The sequence below is a fragment of the Streptomyces sp. NPDC041135 genome (assembly GCF_055592085.1).
On the sequence record NZ_JBVIYZ010000011.1, the window covers coordinates 182,388 to 198,255 of the forward strand.

Annotated in this window: 15 protein-coding genes and 1 riboswitch; of the genes, 9 read left to right on the plus strand and 6 right to left on the minus strand. The window is 70.7% G+C overall.

What is annotated here, in order from left to right; genetic code table 11:
- Positions 1-28: 28 nt before the first annotated feature.
- The 3 genes from ACZ6CZ_RS24900 to ACZ6CZ_RS24910 all read left to right on the plus strand — a co-directional run bounded on the left by ACZ6CZ_RS24900 (position 29) and on the right by ACZ6CZ_RS24910 (position 2,166).
- Positions 29-289, plus strand: a complete 261-nt coding sequence (locus ACZ6CZ_RS24900) for a UBP-type zinc finger domain-containing protein (RefSeq protein ID WP_469025069.1) — start codon at positions 29-31, stop codon at positions 287-289.
- 318 nt (positions 290-607) lie between these two features.
- Positions 608-1,021, plus strand: coding sequence for an ATP-binding protein (locus tag ACZ6CZ_RS24905; protein ID WP_004925829.1), 414 nt, complete (start codon positions 608-610; stop codon positions 1,019-1,021).
- A 17-nt stretch (positions 1,022-1,038) separates the two neighbouring features.
- Positions 1,039-2,166: an RNA polymerase sigma factor SigF gene (locus ACZ6CZ_RS24910; RefSeq protein WP_469025071.1), complete on the plus strand. Its 1,128-nt coding sequence runs from the start codon at positions 1,039-1,041 to the stop codon at positions 2,164-2,166.
- A gap of 57 nt (positions 2,167-2,223) precedes the next feature.
- Here ACZ6CZ_RS24910 and ACZ6CZ_RS24915 read toward each other — a convergent pair whose 3' ends face one another.
- Positions 2,224-2,709, minus strand: coding sequence for a hypothetical protein (locus tag ACZ6CZ_RS24915; protein WP_469025258.1), 486 nt, complete (start codon positions 2,707-2,709; stop codon positions 2,224-2,226).
- Between the two features lie 144 nt (positions 2,710-2,853).
- On the opposite strand from ACZ6CZ_RS24915, the gene ACZ6CZ_RS24920 reads away from it, so the two are divergent.
- The gene (locus ACZ6CZ_RS24920) at positions 2,854-3,822 is read left to right on the plus strand and encodes a diacylglycerol/lipid kinase family protein (protein WP_469025073.1); all 969 of its coding nucleotides are present in this window, start codon (positions 2,854-2,856) and stop codon (positions 3,820-3,822) included.
- A 319-nt stretch (positions 3,823-4,141) separates the two neighbouring features.
- Positions 4,142-4,399, plus strand: coding sequence for a WhiB family transcriptional regulator (locus tag ACZ6CZ_RS24925; RefSeq protein ID WP_006142322.1), 258 nt, complete (start codon positions 4,142-4,144; stop codon positions 4,397-4,399).
- 153 nt (positions 4,400-4,552) lie between these two features.
- Here ACZ6CZ_RS24925 and ACZ6CZ_RS24930 read toward each other — a convergent pair whose 3' ends face one another.
- The gene (locus tag ACZ6CZ_RS24930) at positions 4,553-6,028 is read right to left on the minus strand and encodes a sensor histidine kinase (RefSeq protein ID WP_469025075.1); all 1,476 of its coding nucleotides are present in this window, start codon (positions 6,026-6,028) and stop codon (positions 4,553-4,555) included.
- A 579-nt stretch (positions 6,029-6,607) separates the two neighbouring features.
- Here ACZ6CZ_RS24930 and nagB point away from each other — a divergent pair.
- Positions 6,608-7,393, plus strand: coding sequence for a glucosamine-6-phosphate deaminase (nagB, locus tag ACZ6CZ_RS24935; RefSeq protein WP_469025077.1), 786 nt, complete (start codon positions 6,608-6,610; stop codon positions 7,391-7,393).
- 108 nt (positions 7,394-7,501) lie between these two features.
- Here the strand turns inward: nagB and ACZ6CZ_RS24940 are convergent, their stop codons facing one another.
- From ACZ6CZ_RS24940 to ACZ6CZ_RS24955, 4 genes are all read right to left on the minus strand, one after another.
- On the minus strand, positions 7,502-8,983 hold the full coding sequence (locus ACZ6CZ_RS24940; protein ID WP_469025079.1) for a glycoside hydrolase family 3 protein: 1,482 nt from the start codon (positions 8,981-8,983) through the stop codon (positions 7,502-7,504).
- Positions 8,984-8,992: 9 nt separating this feature from the next.
- Entirely contained in the window at positions 8,993-9,850 is an 858-nt protein-coding gene (locus ACZ6CZ_RS24945) for a carbohydrate ABC transporter permease (protein ID WP_469025081.1), read from the minus strand.
- Positions 9,847-10,833 carry a carbohydrate ABC transporter permease gene (locus ACZ6CZ_RS24950; protein ID WP_469025084.1) on the minus strand — a complete coding sequence of 329 codons (987 nt, stop codon included), beginning with the start codon at positions 10,831-10,833 and terminating at the stop codon, positions 9,847-9,849. The genes ACZ6CZ_RS24945 and ACZ6CZ_RS24950 overlap by 4 nt, the downstream gene beginning before the upstream one ends.
- 129 nt (positions 10,834-10,962) lie before the next feature.
- A complete protein-coding gene (locus tag ACZ6CZ_RS24955) occupies positions 10,963-12,246 on the minus strand; it encodes an extracellular solute-binding protein (protein ID WP_469025087.1) in 1,284 nt (427 codons plus the stop codon).
- Between the two features lie 441 nt (positions 12,247-12,687).
- Between ACZ6CZ_RS24955 and ACZ6CZ_RS24960 the strand changes: the two genes are divergently transcribed.
- The 3 genes from ACZ6CZ_RS24960 (at position 12,688) to mctP (ending at position 15,529) form a co-directional block, all read left to right on the plus strand.
- Positions 12,688-13,452: a GntR family transcriptional regulator gene (locus ACZ6CZ_RS24960; protein ID WP_469025090.1), complete on the plus strand. Its 765-nt coding sequence runs from the start codon at positions 12,688-12,690 to the stop codon at positions 13,450-13,452.
- Positions 13,453-13,640: 188 nt separating this feature from the next.
- Positions 13,641-13,904 carry a DUF3311 domain-containing protein gene (locus ACZ6CZ_RS24965; protein WP_469025093.1) on the plus strand — a complete coding sequence of 88 codons (264 nt, stop codon included), beginning with the start codon at positions 13,641-13,643 and terminating at the stop codon, positions 13,902-13,904.
- Entirely contained in the window at positions 13,901-15,529 is a 1,629-nt protein-coding gene (gene mctP / locus ACZ6CZ_RS24970) for a monocarboxylate uptake permease MctP (protein WP_469025095.1), read from the plus strand. Before ACZ6CZ_RS24965 ends, mctP begins: the two co-directional genes overlap by 4 nt.
- A gap of 178 nt (positions 15,530-15,707) precedes the next feature.
- Positions 15,708-15,831, plus strand: a riboswitch (cobalamin riboswitch).
- Positions 15,832-15,868: the final 37 nt, after the last annotated feature.

Genomic DNA, 15,868 nt, shown 5'->3' on the forward strand with positions numbered 1-15,868 from the left:
CCCGCACACCCGTCGTAACCTGGCAATCATGAAACAGTGCACGCACGCCGACGCGCTGCCGCACCCCGAGCCGCGGCCGCTGAACGAGACCTGCCCGCAGTGTCTCGCGGACGGCACGCACCCGGTGCAGCTGCGGCTCTGTCTGACCTGTGGCCACGTCGGCTGCTGCGACTCCTCGCCGGGCAGGCATGCGACGGAGCACCATGAGACGACAGGTCATCCGGTGATGCGGACCTTCGAACCCGGCGAGAGCTGGCGGTGGTGCTTCGTGGATCACGTGCTCGTATGAGAAGGCCCGTGGGAGAAGGGCCCGCGTGCGGCGTCCCGTGGCGAGGCGGTCCGTGTGACACTTCAAGGGGCCGCCGCGCGGACGGTTCAGGCGTCTGACGTCGGGGTACGTCAACCCGGCGCGCGCTCTTCCCATTTGGATCCGCGGAACCCCTAGACACGGAGCGTATCCACAGCTTTACTGTGAGTGACGCCAGGGGGTCGGGGTCCCGGGGACAGGAGCGTTCCGAGCGCGATAGCGTCACCGCTGTACCACTGTCGCGTTACCCCGGGGGGCGACCCTCGGCCCCGTAAAGCTTGTACCACCATGGAGGTGAGGGTGTCCCAGATCGCAGGCGAGCCCGCGACCCAGGACTTCGTGGAAGTCCGGCTGCCGGCTGCGGGTGCCTACCTGTCGGTGCTGCGGACGGCCACGGCCGGTCTCGCCGCCCGCTTGGACTTCACCCTGGACGAGATCGAGGACCTGCGCATCGCCGTCGACGAGGCCTGCGCGATCCTGCTCCAGCAGGCCGTGCCCGGCTCGGTGCTCAGCTGTGTCTTCCGGCTCGTCGACGACTCGCTGGAGGTCACGGTCTCGGCCCCGACCACGGACGGCCACGCGCCCTCGCGCGACACCTTCGCCTGGACCGTGCTGTCGGCCCTGGCGGGCAAGGTCTCGTCCGCCGTCGACGAGGACAAGACCGTGTCGATCAGCCTCTACAAACAGCGCGGCGCGGGACCCGGGCCGGCGTGAGGAACGGGGACGGGCCGGTGCGGGACGAAGAGCGCGGCACACGGGGACTGCCGACGGGCGCGGAGCCCGCGGACGCTTCCCGACGTACGGCGGGCGGTATCGACGGCATCCCCGAGCAGGCCAGGCCCCACCCGGAGGACGACTCCGAGCGGGTCGGCCCGGGCGATGCCACGCGAAGCGCGCCTCCACACGGGCTGAACGGGGTGGTGCCCCCGGTCCACGGGGCGGCCCCCGCGGACCCTCCCGCCCACGCGCAGCCGAGGGCGGGCGAGGAGGCGAGGGCTCGGGGAAGGGCTACGGGCGGGACGATGGGCGAGCACGAGCGGAACGCCGAGGACGAGGCGCTGGTCGCGGAGGCCGTACAGGCCACCCCGCACACCCCGCACACGCCGCAGGACCGCAGCGGGGCGCGGGCGATGTTCATCGAGCTGCGCAAGCTGCCGGACGGCAGCCCGGAGTACGCCGAGCTGCGCAACAAGCTGGTGCGGATGCACCTGCCGCTCGTGGAGCACCTCGCGCGCCGGTTCCGCAACCGCGGCGAGCCGCTGGACGACCTCACGCAGGTCGCCACCATCGGGCTGATCAAGTCCGTCGACCGCTTCGACCCGGAGCGCGGCGTGGAGTTCTCCACGTACGCCACCCCGACGGTCGTCGGCGAGATCAAGCGCCACTTCCGCGACAAGGGCTGGGCGGTGCGCGTCCCGCGGCGCCTGCAGGAGCTGCGGCTGTCGCTGACGACGGCCACGGCCGAGCTGTCCCAGCTGCACGGCCGCTCGCCGACGGTGCACGAGCTGGCCGAGAAGCTGGCCATCTCGGAGGAGGAGGTCCTGGAAGGACTGGAGTCCGCCAACGCGTACTCCACGCTCTCCCTGGACGTCCCCGACACCGACGACGAGTCGCCCGCGGTCGCCGACACCCTCGGCGCGGAGGACGAGGCGCTGGAGGGCGTCGAGTACCGCGAGTCCCTCAAGCCCCTGCTGGAGGACCTCCCGCCCCGGGAGAAGCGGATCCTGCTGCTGCGCTTCTTCGGCAACATGACCCAGTCGCAGATCGCGCAGGAGGTCGGCATCTCGCAGATGCACGTGTCCCGGCTGCTGGCCCGGACGCTGGCGCAGCTGCGCGAGAAGCTGCTCGTCGAGGAGTAGCCGAGGAGCAGCGGCCGGGACCGCCGGCGGGCCCCGGGACCCATCTCTCAGGGGGCCCTACGGCCGCTTCGGCTCCTGTGCGCGGCCCGGTCCCCGGATGCCGAGGGCCCGGGTCGTCTCGCCGTTGACCAGCAGCACGAGGGCCGCGACGGCCACCACGGCCAGCACGATCCCGGCGGGGATCGCCAGGCTGTCGGCCCGCAGCAGGTTGTAGGCGACGGGCAGCGCCATGATCTGGGTGATCACCGCGGGGCCGCGGCTCCAGCCCCGCAGCAGCAGCAGTCCGCGGGCCGCGAGCAGCGGCAGCAGGGCGAGCACGACCAGGGTGATGCCGCCGGTCACGGCCTGCCCGCGGTCGTCCGGGGAACCGGTGAGCCCGAGGACGAGGATCCACACACCGCCGGCCAGCAGCGCGAGGCCCTCCAGTCCGGTCAGCGCGGCCGCCCAGGTCAGCCGGCGCGGGCGGGCCGCGGACGCCTCGGCGGCTTCAGGGGCGCCGGGGGCTTCGGAGAGGTCCGGGGCGGGATTCTGCTCACTGCTCACCTCGAAAGGGTAGCCCTCGCGGTCCCGCGGCGGCCCGTACCCCCGCAGGGGGACGACCCGAGTGTCCAGGCTCACGCCCGCTTCCTTCACCGGATCCACGGATCGCCCTGGGCCGGATACCCCCCAGTAGGTACGCTGCAATCCATGCGTGCACTTCTCGTGGTCAATCCGGCGGCAACCACCACAAGCGCACGTAGGCGCGACGTACTGATCCACGCGCTGGCGAGCGAGATGAAGCTGGAGGCGGTCACCACCGAGTACCGCGGCCACGCGCGCGATCTGGGCCGGCAGGCGGCGCAGAGCGACGACATCGACCTCGTGGTGGCCCTCGGCGGTGACGGCACGGTCAACGAGGTCGTCAACGGCCTGTTGCACCAGGGGCCCGACCCGGACCGGCTGCCCGGCCTCGCCGTCGTCCCCGGCGGCTCCACCAATGTCTTCGCCCGCGCCCTGGGCCTGCCCAACGATCCGGTCGAGGCGACCGGCGCCCTGCTGGACGCGCTGCGCGAGGGCAGCGAGCGCGTCGTAGGCCTCGGTCTGACCTCGGGGCCGCCCGGCACCGAGGACGAGGCGGTCCCGGCCCGCTGGTTCACCTTCAACGCCGGTCTGGGTTTCGACGCGGGCGTGGTCGGCCGGGTCGAGCAGCAGCGCGAGCGGGGCAAGAAGTCGACGCACGCGCTGTACGTCCGCCAAGTGGTGCGGCAGTTCCTCGGTGAGCAGCACCGGCGGCACGGCACGATCAGCCTGGAACGGCCGGGAGCGGATCCGGTCGGCGAACTGGTCGTCGCCATAGTCTCGAACACGTCTCCTTGGACGTATCTCGGCAATCGCCCCATGTATACGTCGCCTAAGGCCTCGTTCGACGCGGGTATCGACGTACTCGGTCTCAGCCGGCTGTCGACGGCCGCTGTCGCCCGGTATGGCACCCAGTTGCTCACTTCGTCCCCCGAGCGGGGACCCCATGGAAAGCACGCCCTCTCGCTGCACGATCTGGACGAGTTCACCTTGCATTCGAAGGTCCCGCTGCCCCTTCAGATGGACGGTGACCATCTGGGGCTGCGTACGAGCGTGACGTTCACAGGCGTACGCCGTGCACTGCGTGTGATTGTGTGAGCGGAACGACCCAAACTCCTTTCACTCGAACGTTTAGGCCAGCATGCACCCCATGGAAGTACGGCTGTGACCTACTCGACACCGAGGAATCAAAAAAAACTTTCCGGAAGGGGTTGTATCCGTAGCTGAGGTTTGCGAGTCTCTACGTGGCGATCGGGACGGCCCGCAACATCGGCCTCCGCTGATCACCGGAACCCCTCGACACACACAGGACCTCCTCCAGGGAAGCTGGCGGTCGGCCCTTCACTTGTTGGGGGATTCGTGAAAGCGTTCACATTCACAAGCAATCAGCACGTAATACCAAGGAGAGGTAGCAGCCATGGACTGGCGTCACAACGCCGTTTGCCGCGAGGAAGACCCCGAGCTCTTCTTCCCCATCGGCAACACCGGTCCTGCGCTGCTGCAGATCGAGGAAGCCAAGGCCGTCTGCCGTCGCTGCCCCGTTATGGATCAGTGTCTGCAGTGGGCGCTCGAGTCCGGCCAGGACTCCGGCGTCTGGGGTGGTCTCAGCGAGGACGAGCGTCGCGCCATGAAGCGCCGTGCCGCCCGCAACCGGGCCCGTCAGGCCTCCGCCTGACAACACCCGCCCCGCGAGCCTGAGCTTGGCGGCGCGTACAGCGAGTACGCATCTCCCGCCCCCGAGCCGCAGCGCGCAGTACCCCCGATGCGCTAATACAGCAGCAACGAGCTTCGGCCCCGGACCACTTGGTCCGGGGCTCAATGCTTTTCGCTACTTCTGCGCCCGCACCGGGATGTCGAGGATCACCCGGGTGCCCCGCCCCGGCGCCGGGACCATGTCGAAGGTGCCGCCCAACTCGCCCTCGACCAGCGTCCGTACGATCTGCAGGCCGAGGTTGCCCGAGCGGTGCGGGTCGAAGTCCTCGGGCAGGCCGACGCCGTCGTCCTGGACGGTGACCAGCAGCCGGGCCTCCTTGGTGGTGCCGCCCCGGGCCGCAGCGACCTCGACGGTGCCGGTGTCGCCCTCACGGAAGCCGTGCTCCAGGGCGTTCTGCAGGATCTCGGTGAGCACCATCGACAGCGGGGTGGCGACCTCGGCGTCGAGTATCCCGAAGCGCCCGCTGCGCCGGCCGGCCACCTTGCCCGGCGAGATCTCGGCGACCATCGCCAGCACCCGGTCGGCGATCTCGTCGAACTCCACGCGCTCGTCCAGGTTCTGCGACAGCGTCTCGTGCACGATGGCGATCGAGCCGACCCGGCGGACGGCCTCCTCCAGCGCCTCCCGGCCGCGTTCGGAGTCGATGCGCCGGGCCTGGAGGCGCAGCAGGGCGGCGACCGTCTGCAGGTTGTTCTTCACCCGGTGGTGGATCTCCCGGATGGTGGCGTCCTTGGTGATCAACTCGCGCTCGCGGCGCCGCAGTTCGGTGACGTCCCGCAGCAGGACCAGGGAACCGATGCGCGTGCCCTTGGGTTTGAGCGGGATGGCCCGGAACTGGATCACCCCGTCGTGGGCCTCGATCTCGAACTCGCGGGGCGCCCAGCCGCTGGCCAGCTTCGCCAGTGCCTCGTCCACCGGCCCCCGCGTCGGGGCGAGTTCGGCGGTGGTGTGGCCCAGGTGCTGGCCGACCAGGTCGGCGGCGAGGCCCATGCGGTGGTAGGCGGACAGCGCGTTCGGGGAGGCGTACTGGACGGTGCCGTCCGCGTCGAGACGGATCAGGCCGTCGCCGACCCGCGGCGAGGCGTCCATGTCGACCTGCTGGTCGGGGAAGGGGAAGGAGCCGGCCGCGATCATCTGCGCCAGGTCGGAGGCGCTCTGGAGATAGGTCAGCTCCAGGCGGCTCGGGGTCCGCACGGTCAGCAGGTTGGTGTTGCGGGCGATGACGCCGAGGACGCGCCCTTCCCGGCGGACGGGGATGGACTCGACCCGGACGGGGACCTCCTCGCGCCACTCCGGGTCGCCCTCGCGCACGATCCGGCCCTCGTCGAGCGCCGCGTCCAGCATGGGGCGCCGGCCACGCGGGACCAGGTGGCCCACCATGTCGTCCTGGTAGGAGGTGGGGCCGGTGTTCGGGCGCATCTGGGCGACGGAGACGTACCGGGTGCCGTCGAGGGTGGGGACCCACAGCACCAGGTCGGCGAAGGAGAGGTCGGAGAGCAGCTGCCACTCCGAGACCAGCAGGTGGAGCCACTCGAGGTCGGAGTCGCTCAGAGCGGTGTGCTGGCGGACCAGTTCGTTCATGGAGGGCACGTCTGCGAGCGTACCCGGGCGAATGCGGGGGCCGGAAAACACCCGCGGGCCGCGGCGCCTGGGAGGGACCCTCAACCCTCCCGGCACCGCAGCCCGGAGCAATCTCGGCCGGCGGGGTGTGCGGTCCCGGTCGGCCGAGGTGAGGAGCCGGGGCAGTCAGGGCAGAGAGCCTCGGATCCTCCGTCCGCCTTCCTGTGCGGGGAAGGCGGAAGTCCTTACGCATTCTGGACTAGACCACGGGGCGTGTCCATGCGTGGTGTGTTCGTCGGGCGGTCTTGGGCGGTCTTCACGCGCGGCGTCCGCACGTGTCCGAGCGTGCGCGTACGTGGTGATTCAAGCCTAGCCCGCCCGGGTCGCCCGCGGGGCCGGACGGCCGGGGCAATTTTCCGCCGGACGCGGCCTGTTCCGCCCCCGCCGGGCCGCCCGGGGCGGGCGGCCCGGGGCCACGCGAACCCCGGCCCGCGTGCGGTACGCGGCGGTGTGCGTCTGGGCCCGGCGGGCCCCGCTCTGTTAGATTGGTCTAAACCACAGAGCCCTTCCGGGTGCCATCGAGTCCCCTCTTCAGAACGGCAGGCCAGCGTGGAAGTTGTCATCGTTCCGGACGCCGCGGCGGGCGGCGAGCTGATCGCCGAGGCCATGGCCCAGCTGCTCGGACGCACGCCCCGGGCGCTGCTCGGGGTGGCCACCGGCTCGACCCCGCTGCCCGTCTACCAGGCGCTGGCGGCCAAGGTCCGCTCCGGCGCCGTGGACGTCTCACGGGCGCGGATAGCGCAGCTCGACGAGTACGTGGGGCTGCCCGCCGACCACCCGGAGTCCTACCGCTCGGTGCTGCGGCGCGAGGTCCTGGAGCCGCTCGGCCTGGGGATGGACGCGTTCATGGGCCCCGACGGCACGGCCGAGGACGTCCAGGCGGCCTGCGCGGCGTACGACCGGGCGCTGACCGAGGCCGGGGGCGTTGACCTGCAACTGCTCGGCATCGGCACCGACGGCCACATCGGTTTCAACGAGCCGTGCTCCTCGCTCGCCTCGCGCACCCGGATCAAGACCCTGACCGAGCAGACCCGGGTCGACAACGCCCGCTTCTTCGACGGCGACATCGACCAGGTGCCGCACCACGTCATGACCCAGGGCATCGGCACGATCCTGGAGGCCCGGCACCTGGTGCTGCTGGCCACGGGCGAGGGCAAGGCCGACGCGGTCGCCGCGACCGTCGAGGGACCGGTCGCCGCCGTGTGCCCGGCCTCCGCGCTCCAGCTGCACCCGCACGCCACGGTCGTCGTCGACGAGGCCGCCGCCGGCAAGCTGAAGCTGGCCGACTACTTCCGCCACACCTACGCCCACAAGCCGCGGTGGCAGGGGATCTGACCCCCGGCACGCCCCGCGGACGCACCCTGCGGACACGCCCGAAGGCGCCGGTCACCCGAGAGGTGACCGGCGCCTTCGCCGTGCGGTCGCGGTGCGGGGACCCGGGTGTCAGACCCCGGTGATGACCTCCGCCGCCGCCCGGCCGCAGACGCGGGCCGCACCGTGGGTGGCGATGTGCAGGGCGCCCCGGGGGGCGGCCTGGGGCACTCCCATCTCGACGACGACCGTGTCGGGGCGGGCCTCCAGGAGGGCGTCGAGGGCCGCCGTCATCCAGGGGTGGCGGTGCTCGTCGCGGACCACGGCGACGACGCGCCGCTCCCCCGCGTCGGCCAGCGCCCGCTGTCCGGCCGTCTCGCCGGTGAAGCTGCCGGTGCGCGTGCCGGGCAGCAGCCGCTCCAGCTCGGCCGCCACGCCCCACGGTGTCTCGTCCCCGACGGCGATGTTGGCCACGGGGGTGAGGGCGGCGACGTACGGCGCCTCGGTGAGCGGCGCGAAGGCCGCGGCGCCGGTGACGCGCAGGGCGCGGCGGGCCGCCCGCAGGCCGACCTCGGCGTCGGGGGCCGCCGGCGCGGCGACCGCACCGGCCGTCCAGGCGGCCAGCTCCCGCACCCGCCGGGCCGCGTCCGCCAGCCGCTCCTCGGCCAGCTCGCCGGAGCGCACGGCGGCCACCAGGGCGTCGCGCAGGCGCCGTACCGTCTCGTCGTCGGCGAGGCCGCCGCCCACGCAGATCGCGTCGGCGCCGGCGGCGATGGCGAGGACGCTGCCGTGCTCGATGCCGTAGGTGCCCGCGATGGCCTGCATCTCCATGCCGTCGGTGACGATCAGGCCGTCGTAGCCGAGGTCGCCGCGCAGCAGGCCGGTGAGGATGCGGGGGGAGAGGGTGGCCGGGCGGTCCGGGTCCAGGGCGGGGACCAGGATGTGGGCGCTCATCACGGCGCGGGTGCCGGCGGCGACGGCCGCGCGGAAGGGGACCAGCTCGCGGGTGTCCAGGACGCCGGTGTCCGCGTCGATGCGGGGCAGCGCGAGGTGGGAGTCGACGGCCGTGTCGCCGTGGCCGGGGAAGTGCTTGGTGCAGGCCGCGACGCCGGCCGACTGCAGGCCGGTGACGTAGGCGGCGGTGTGCCGGGCGGCCAGGTCGGTGTCGGCGCCGAAGGAGCGGACGCCGATGACCGGGTTGGCGGGGTTGGAGTTGACGTCGGCGGAGGGGGCCCAGTTGAAGTTGACCCCGCAGGCCGCGAGCCGGCGGCCCAGCTCGGCGGCGACCGCCCGGGTCAGCTCGGGGTCGTCCACGGCGCCCAGGGCGTGGTTGCCGGGGAAGGAGGAGCCGGTGCGCACCTCCAGCCGGGTGACGTCGCCGCCCTCCTCGTCGATCGCGACCAGGACGTCGTCCCGCTCGGCGCGCAGCTGGGCGGTCAGCGCGGCCAGCTGCGCGGCGTCGGTGATGTTGCGGCCGAACAGGCCCACCGAGGCCAGGCCCTCGCCGAGCCGGCGCAGCAGCCAGTCGGGGGCGGTGGTGCCCGTGAACCCGGGCTGCAGCACGGTCAGCGCGTCCCGCGTCAAGGTGTCGATACCGCTGGCGAATGTCGTCATCGGGTGGCGTTATCCCTTCACGGCGCCCGCGGTCAGGCCCGCGGCCATCTTGCGCTGGACGAGGAGGAACAGGACGACGATCGGCACGGCCATCATGGTGGCGCCGGCCATCATCGGGGCGTACTCGGTGCCGTGCTTGGTGGTGAAGTTGCCGAGCCAGACGGTGGCCGTCTGGTTGTCCTGGCTGAGCAGCATCAGGGCGTACAGGTACTCGTTCCAGGCCTGGATGAACCCGTAGACCGAGGTGGCGACCATGCCGGGCGCGAGCAGCGGGAAGACGACGCGCAGGAAGGCGCCGGTGCGGGAGCAGCCGTCGACCATGGCGGCCTCCTCCAGCTCCCGGGGGATGTTGACGATGAAGCCGCGCAGCGTCCACACCGTGAAGGGGAGGATGAAGGTCAGGTAGGTGATGATCAGGCCGGTCAGCTTGTCGTACTGCTCGAGGTCGTTGAGCAGCAGGAACACCGGGATGATCATGGCGACCAGCGGGACCATCTGCACGGCCAGGATGCCCACGATCACGATCTTGCGGCCGCGGAAAGCGAACCGGGAGATGGCCAGCGCGGCCAGCATCCCGAAGACGATGCCGATCGCCACGACCGACAGCGACACGATCAGGCTGCGCCCGACCGGGCCCCAGAAGTCGGCGATGTCCAGCGCCCGGCTGAAGTTGGACAGGGTCAGCCCCGTCGGCAGCAGGCTCGGGTCCGGGTCGATGGCGTCCTTGGCGGGCTTGAACGCCGTGTTCAGCATCCAGTAGACGGGGAAGCCGATGGTGACGAAGACCAGCAGGCCGAGGAGGTTCCAGCCGAGCCGGGACTTCCCCGCACGCCCGCCGGGGGTGGGGATGGCGCTCGTGCCGCTCACTCGACTTCTCCGATCTTCAGCATCTGGCGCATGTACACGGCGACCACACCGAGCAGCAGGACGACGGTGATCAGGGCGATCGCCGAGCCCTGGGCGTAGTCGTTGACCACGAAGGCGCGGTCGTAGGAGTAGGTCGTCAGCAGCTGGAACTCGGCCTCGGGGTGGCCGTTGCGCATCACGAAGACCTGCGGGAAGACGCCCATGTCCCAGATGACCGAGAGGGTCGTCAGCATCACGACGATGGGCTTGAGGATGGGCAGGGTGACGTACCGGAAGACGCCCCAGGCGCCCGCGCCGTCCAGCCGGGCGGCCTCCTCCAGTTCGGCGGGGACCTGGGTGAGGCCGGCGCTGAGGGTGATGACGACGAAGGGGACCGCTCCCCAGACCACCAGCAGCATGATGACGGCCAGGCCCTGCGGCCCGCTCGCGAACCAGTTGTGGCCGATCAGATCGACCCCCGGCACCTTGCTGAGCAGGGCGTTGAGGATGCCGTAGTCGGCGTCGAAGAGCCACTTGAAGACGGTGGTGGCGACGATGACGGGCATGCCCCAGCTCGCCACCAGCGCGATGTTGACCAGGGTCTTCACCCAGCCGGAGACCCGCTGGAGCAGCAGCGCGATCAGCATCCCGGCGACCATGGTGAAGATCACCGAGCCGGCCGCGAAGACGATCGTGCGGACCACGACCTGCCAGAACTCGTCGTCGGCGAGCACCTTGGAGAAGTTGTCGAAGCCGACCGACTCCGCCGGCTGGAAGCCCCACAGCTGGGACTGGCCGAACTTCTGGAACGACAGGGTGACCAGGCGGACCAGCGGATAGCCCATGACCAGGGCCAGGACCAGCAGACAGGGGGCGAGCAGCAGCCAGGGCGTGCCCGCCCCGCCCGCCGTCCGCGCACGGCGTGGTCGCTCCGGGACGCCCGGTGGCGGCGCCTGCCGCGGCGGTGGCAGCTTGGCGGGGGTGGTCGTGTCTGCGGCACTCATCGCGCGCTCCTCAGCGGTCCCTCAGGGTCGTACGAAGGCAAGGCCCCGCACGGCCGCACGCCGGGTGGCACCCCGGGCGCAGCCGCACGAGAAGCAGGGCCCTGCCGGCGGCAGAGCCCTGCGCTCGGGTCACTTGGTGTTGATGACCTTGTCGATCGCGGCGTCCGCGTCCTTCGCGGCGTCCTCGACCGACTTCTTGCCGGTACCGATGCTCTGCAGCATCGTCTGCAGGATCTGGGCCTTCTCGACCTGGCCCCAGCCCGGTGCCATCGGCACGAACCAGTTGGACTCGGCCGCGGTGGCCGGGACGGCCGTCGCCGGGTCGTCCTTCAGCGTCGCGAGGTCGGTCTTGTTGTTGGGCAGGTTGCCCTTGGCGATCAGGCCCTTCTGGCCGGTGCTGCCGGTGAAGGCGTTGATCCACTCGGCGGCGACGCCCTGGGCCCTGGACTTCACCGGGACGGCGAGGTCGGAGCCGCCCAGGAAGACCGGCATGTTCTTGCCCGACGGACCGGGCATCACGAAGTTCTCGAGGTTGTCCTTGAGCTTGCCGGTCTTGTCGTTCTTCGGGTCGGCGGCGGTCGCGCCCTCCCAGGCCGCGCCGAAGATCATGGCGGACTTGCCCTGGCCGTAGACGATGTAACGGTCGGACTCGTCCTTGGTCTTGTCGCCGTGCATGTAGGAGTCGACGACCTTCTTGAACGCCTTCAGGCCCTTGACCGACTCGGGCGAGGAGAGGCTGGCCTTCCACTGGCCGCCCTCCTCCTTGGCGATGGCGCCGCCGGCGTCGTAGACGAAGGACATGGCCGCGTACCAGTCACGGGTGGGCTGGTACCAGGCGCTGAACTTGCTGCCTTCCTTCTTCTGGATCTTGTCCAGGGCGGCGGTCAGCTCGGCGTAGGTCTTCGGGGGCGTCTTGACGCCGACCGAAGCCGCCACGTCCTTGCGCCAGTTGGCGACGCGGGTACCGGCGTAGTACGGCACGCCGTAGGTCTTGCCCTCGTAGGTCACCGAGGCCTTGAGGCCGTCCAGCCACTGCGCCGAGTTGTCGAACTGCCCCGCCTCGACCGGCGCGAAGGCGCCCTTGACCATGTAGGGCAGCATCTCGGTGTTGCCCATCTCGACCACGTCGGGGGTCTTGTCCGTGGCGAGGACGGCGTCGAGCTTGGCGTTCTTGTCGGGCCAGCCGTAGTACTCGTGCTTGATCTTGATGCCGGGGTGCTTCTTCTGCACGGCGGCGTCGGCGGCCTTCACCAGGTTGGGCCAGTTGTTCTGGGCGTCCACGGTGAGCCAGACGGTCAGCTCCTTGGCGTCCGCCCCCGATGAGTTGCCGTCGTCCTTGTTGTCGCTGCCACACGCCGCGATGGAGACGACCATGCCCGCGATACCGATCGCGGCTATCAGCTTGCGCTTCACGCCACCCTCCTCAGGGATGCCACAAACCCCCCTGCCTCCCCGCGGTGTCACGTCGACGCGTCGTACCGCCCTTGGGGCCGGGACCTGGACCAATGGTGTAGACCAGTAGGGGGAGCTTGGCCCAGACCAATAGGCCTGTCAAGGGTGTTCAACCGGCCTCCAGGCAGCCGTGATGCGACCGAGATATGCAGGGACCTTTCATTGCGCAAGCGACAGATCGGACGGACCAGTTCCGCACCCCGGCCGGTAGACCACTGCCGCGCCGACCCCCGATGGACTAGACCAACGGGGACGGCGGCGGTATACAGAGGAGATCACGGAGCGCGGGCGGACCCGGGGTCGTCCCTGGTGCACCCCTGCCAGGAGAAGCCGTGCCACGATGTGAGCCGTGGCCGATGGGAAGTCGGTCGCTTTCGGCACCCGGAGCCGGGAAGGCAGAGCATGAGCACCGACGTCAGCAGTGCGGAGAACGAGGCCGGCGCGACCGTCCGTACCGCCCGCGTCCCCAAGTACTACCGCCTGAAGAAGCATCTGCTCGACATGACGGAGACCCAGGCGCCGGGCACGCCGGTGCCGCCCGAGCGGACGCTGGCGGCGGAGTTCGACACCTCCCGGACCACCGTCCGCCAGGCGCTGCAGGAACTGGTCGTCGAGGGCCGGCTGGAGCGCATCCAGGGCAAGGGCACCTTCGTCGCCAAGCCCAAGGTGTCCCAGGCGCTGCAACTGACCTCCTACACCGAGGACATGCGCGCCCAGGGCCTGGAGCCGACCTCCCAGCTGCTGGACATCGGGTACATCACCGCCGACGACCGGCTCGCCGGCCTGCTCGACATCACGGCCGGCGGACGCGTGCTGCGCATCGAGCGGCTGCGCATGGCCAACGCCGAGCCCATGGCGATCGAGACCACCCACCTGTCGGCCAAGCGCTTCCCGGCCCTGCGGCGGTCGCTGGTGAAGTACACCTCCCTCTACACCGCCCTCGCCGAGGTCTACGACGTCCATCTCGCCGAGGCCGAGGAGACCATCGAGACCTCGCTGGCCACCCCGCGCGAGGCCGGCCTGCTCGGCACCGACGTCGGCCTGCCGATGCTGATGCTCTCCCGGCACTCCGTGGACCAGCAGGGCCGGCCCGTGGAGTGGGTGCGCTCGGTGTACCGGGGCGACCGGTACAAGTTCGTGGCGCGCCTCAAGCGCCCCCAGGACTAGGACCTCTCGTTCGGACCACGTCCGCGCATACCGTCCGCGCGTACCGTCCGGGGCTGAATTACGGGACCGATATACGGACGAGGGCTTCCGCTGTCTCGACACCGTCACCTAGATTGCCTGCGCATTACAACAGGTGATCAACACCTGCGCACCGCACAGGTGGTCGTCGAGGGGACGGAGCGTGTGTCATGTCAGATGCGCCTGAAGTGAGACAACCGGTGGTCACACCGGTCCGCGTGGTCATCGCCCTCTGTCTCGCCGCGCCGTTCGCGGCGATGCTGTGGGTGGGCTCCTACGCGAAGACCGACCCGGCGTTCATCGGCATCCCGTTCTTCTACTGGTACCAGATGCTGTGGGTGCTCGTCTCCACCGCGCTGACCGTCACCGCGCACCAGCTGTGGCGCCGTGACCAGCGCTCCCGCGACGCGGTCCGGGGAGGTGCGTCGCGGTGAAGGACGGCGTGAACGGCGTCGCGCTCGGCGTCTTCATCTTCTTCTTCCTGGCCGTCACGGTCCTGGGCTTCCTGGCCGCGCGCTGGCGCCGGGCCGACGACGAGCACTCGCTCGACGAATGGGGCCTGGGCGGACGGTCCTTCGGCACCTGGATCACCTGGTTCCTGCTCGGCGGCGACCTGTACACGGCGTACACCTTCGTCGCCGTTCCCGCGGCGATCTACGCGGCGGGCGCCTCCGGCTTCTTCGCGGTGCCGTACACGATCCTGGTCTACCCGCTGATCTTCACCTTCCTGCCGCGGCTGTGGTCGGTGTCGCACAAGCACGGGTACGTGACGACCTCGGACTTCGTCCGCGGCCGCTTCGGCTCCAAGGGCCTGTCGCTCGCGGTGGCGGTCACCGGCATCCTCGCGACCATGCCGTACATCGCGCTCCAGCTCGTCGGCATCCAGGCCGTGCTGGACGTGATGGGCGTCGGCGGCAGCGCGAGCAGCAACTGGTTCGTCAAGGACCTGCCCCTGCTGATCGCCTTCGGCGTGCTGGCCGCCTACACCTACTCCTCGGGCCTGCGCGCCCCCGCGCTGATCGCGTTCGTGAAGGACGCGCTGATCTACATCGTCATCGCGGTGGCGATCATCTACATCCCGATCAAGCTCGGCGGCTTCGACGACGTCTTCGCCAAGGCGGGCCACGCCTTCGCGCAGGTCAACCCGGCGACCGGGAAGCCGCGCGGCGCCCTGGTCCCGGCCGAGGCAGGGCAGTGGACGTATGCCACGCTGGCGCTGGGCTCGGCGCTCGCGCTGTTCATGTACCCGCACTCGATCACCGCGACGCTGTCCTCGCGCAGCCGTGAGGTGATCCGCCGCAACACCACGATCCTGCCGCTGTACTCCCTGATGCTCGGCCTGCTGGCGCTGCTGGGCTTCATGGCGATCGCGGCCGGGGTGAAGGTCACCAACGGCCAGCTGGCGATCCCGCAGCTGTTCGAGGACATGTTCCCGGACTGGTTCGCGGGCGTGGCCTTCGCGGCGATCGGCATCGGCGCGCTGGTGCCGGCGGCGATCATGTCGATCGCGGCCGCGAACCTCTTCACCCGCAACATCTACAAGGACTTCATCAAGCCGGACGCCACGGCGAAGGAGGAGACCCGGGTCTCCAAGATCGTGTCGCTGCTGGTGAAGGTCGGCGCGCTGGTCTTCGTGCTGACCATGGACAAGACCGTCGCCATCAACTTCCAGCTGCTCGGCGGCATCTGGATCCTGCAGACCTTCCCCGCCCTGGTCGGCGGCCTGTTCACCCGGTGGTTCCACCGCTGGGCGCTGCTCGCGGGCTGGGCGGTGGGCATGATCTACGGCACGGTCGCCGCGTACGGTGTCGCCTCGCCGACCCAGAAGCACTTCGGCGGCTCGGCGAAGGAGATCCCCGGCATCGGGGAGATCGGCTACATCGGCCTGACCGCGTTCGTGCTCAACGTGGCCGTCACCGTCGTGCTGACCTTCGCCCTGCGGGCGTTCAAGGCCCCCGAGGGCCTCGACCAGACCAGTCCCGCCGACTACACCGCGGACGCGGGCGACCCGGGCGTCCAGGTGGAGCTGCCGCCGGCGACCGCGGACAGCGCCCACTGAGCGGGCCCGGACGGGCCGGCCGCCCGCTTACGCGGCGGCCGCGGACCGGCCGCCGCTGAACGGTTCCCGACGGGCCGCCGTGCGCACCGCGCAACGGCGGCCCGTTTGTCATGACATGACGCTCCGGCACCGCGCGACACAACATATGGGGGTGCTCGCCGAACCCGGCACCAGATGTATGCTCATGCTCGCTGTCGCCGCAGGGGAATCCGGTGCGAATCCGGAACTGTCCCGCAACGGTGTACACGCGTGCGTCCGCACGCCTGGTCAGTCCGAGGACCTGCCGGCAGCGCGCCCGGCCGTCCGGTCCGGGTGCCGAGACGTCCGGGCCTCGTGGAG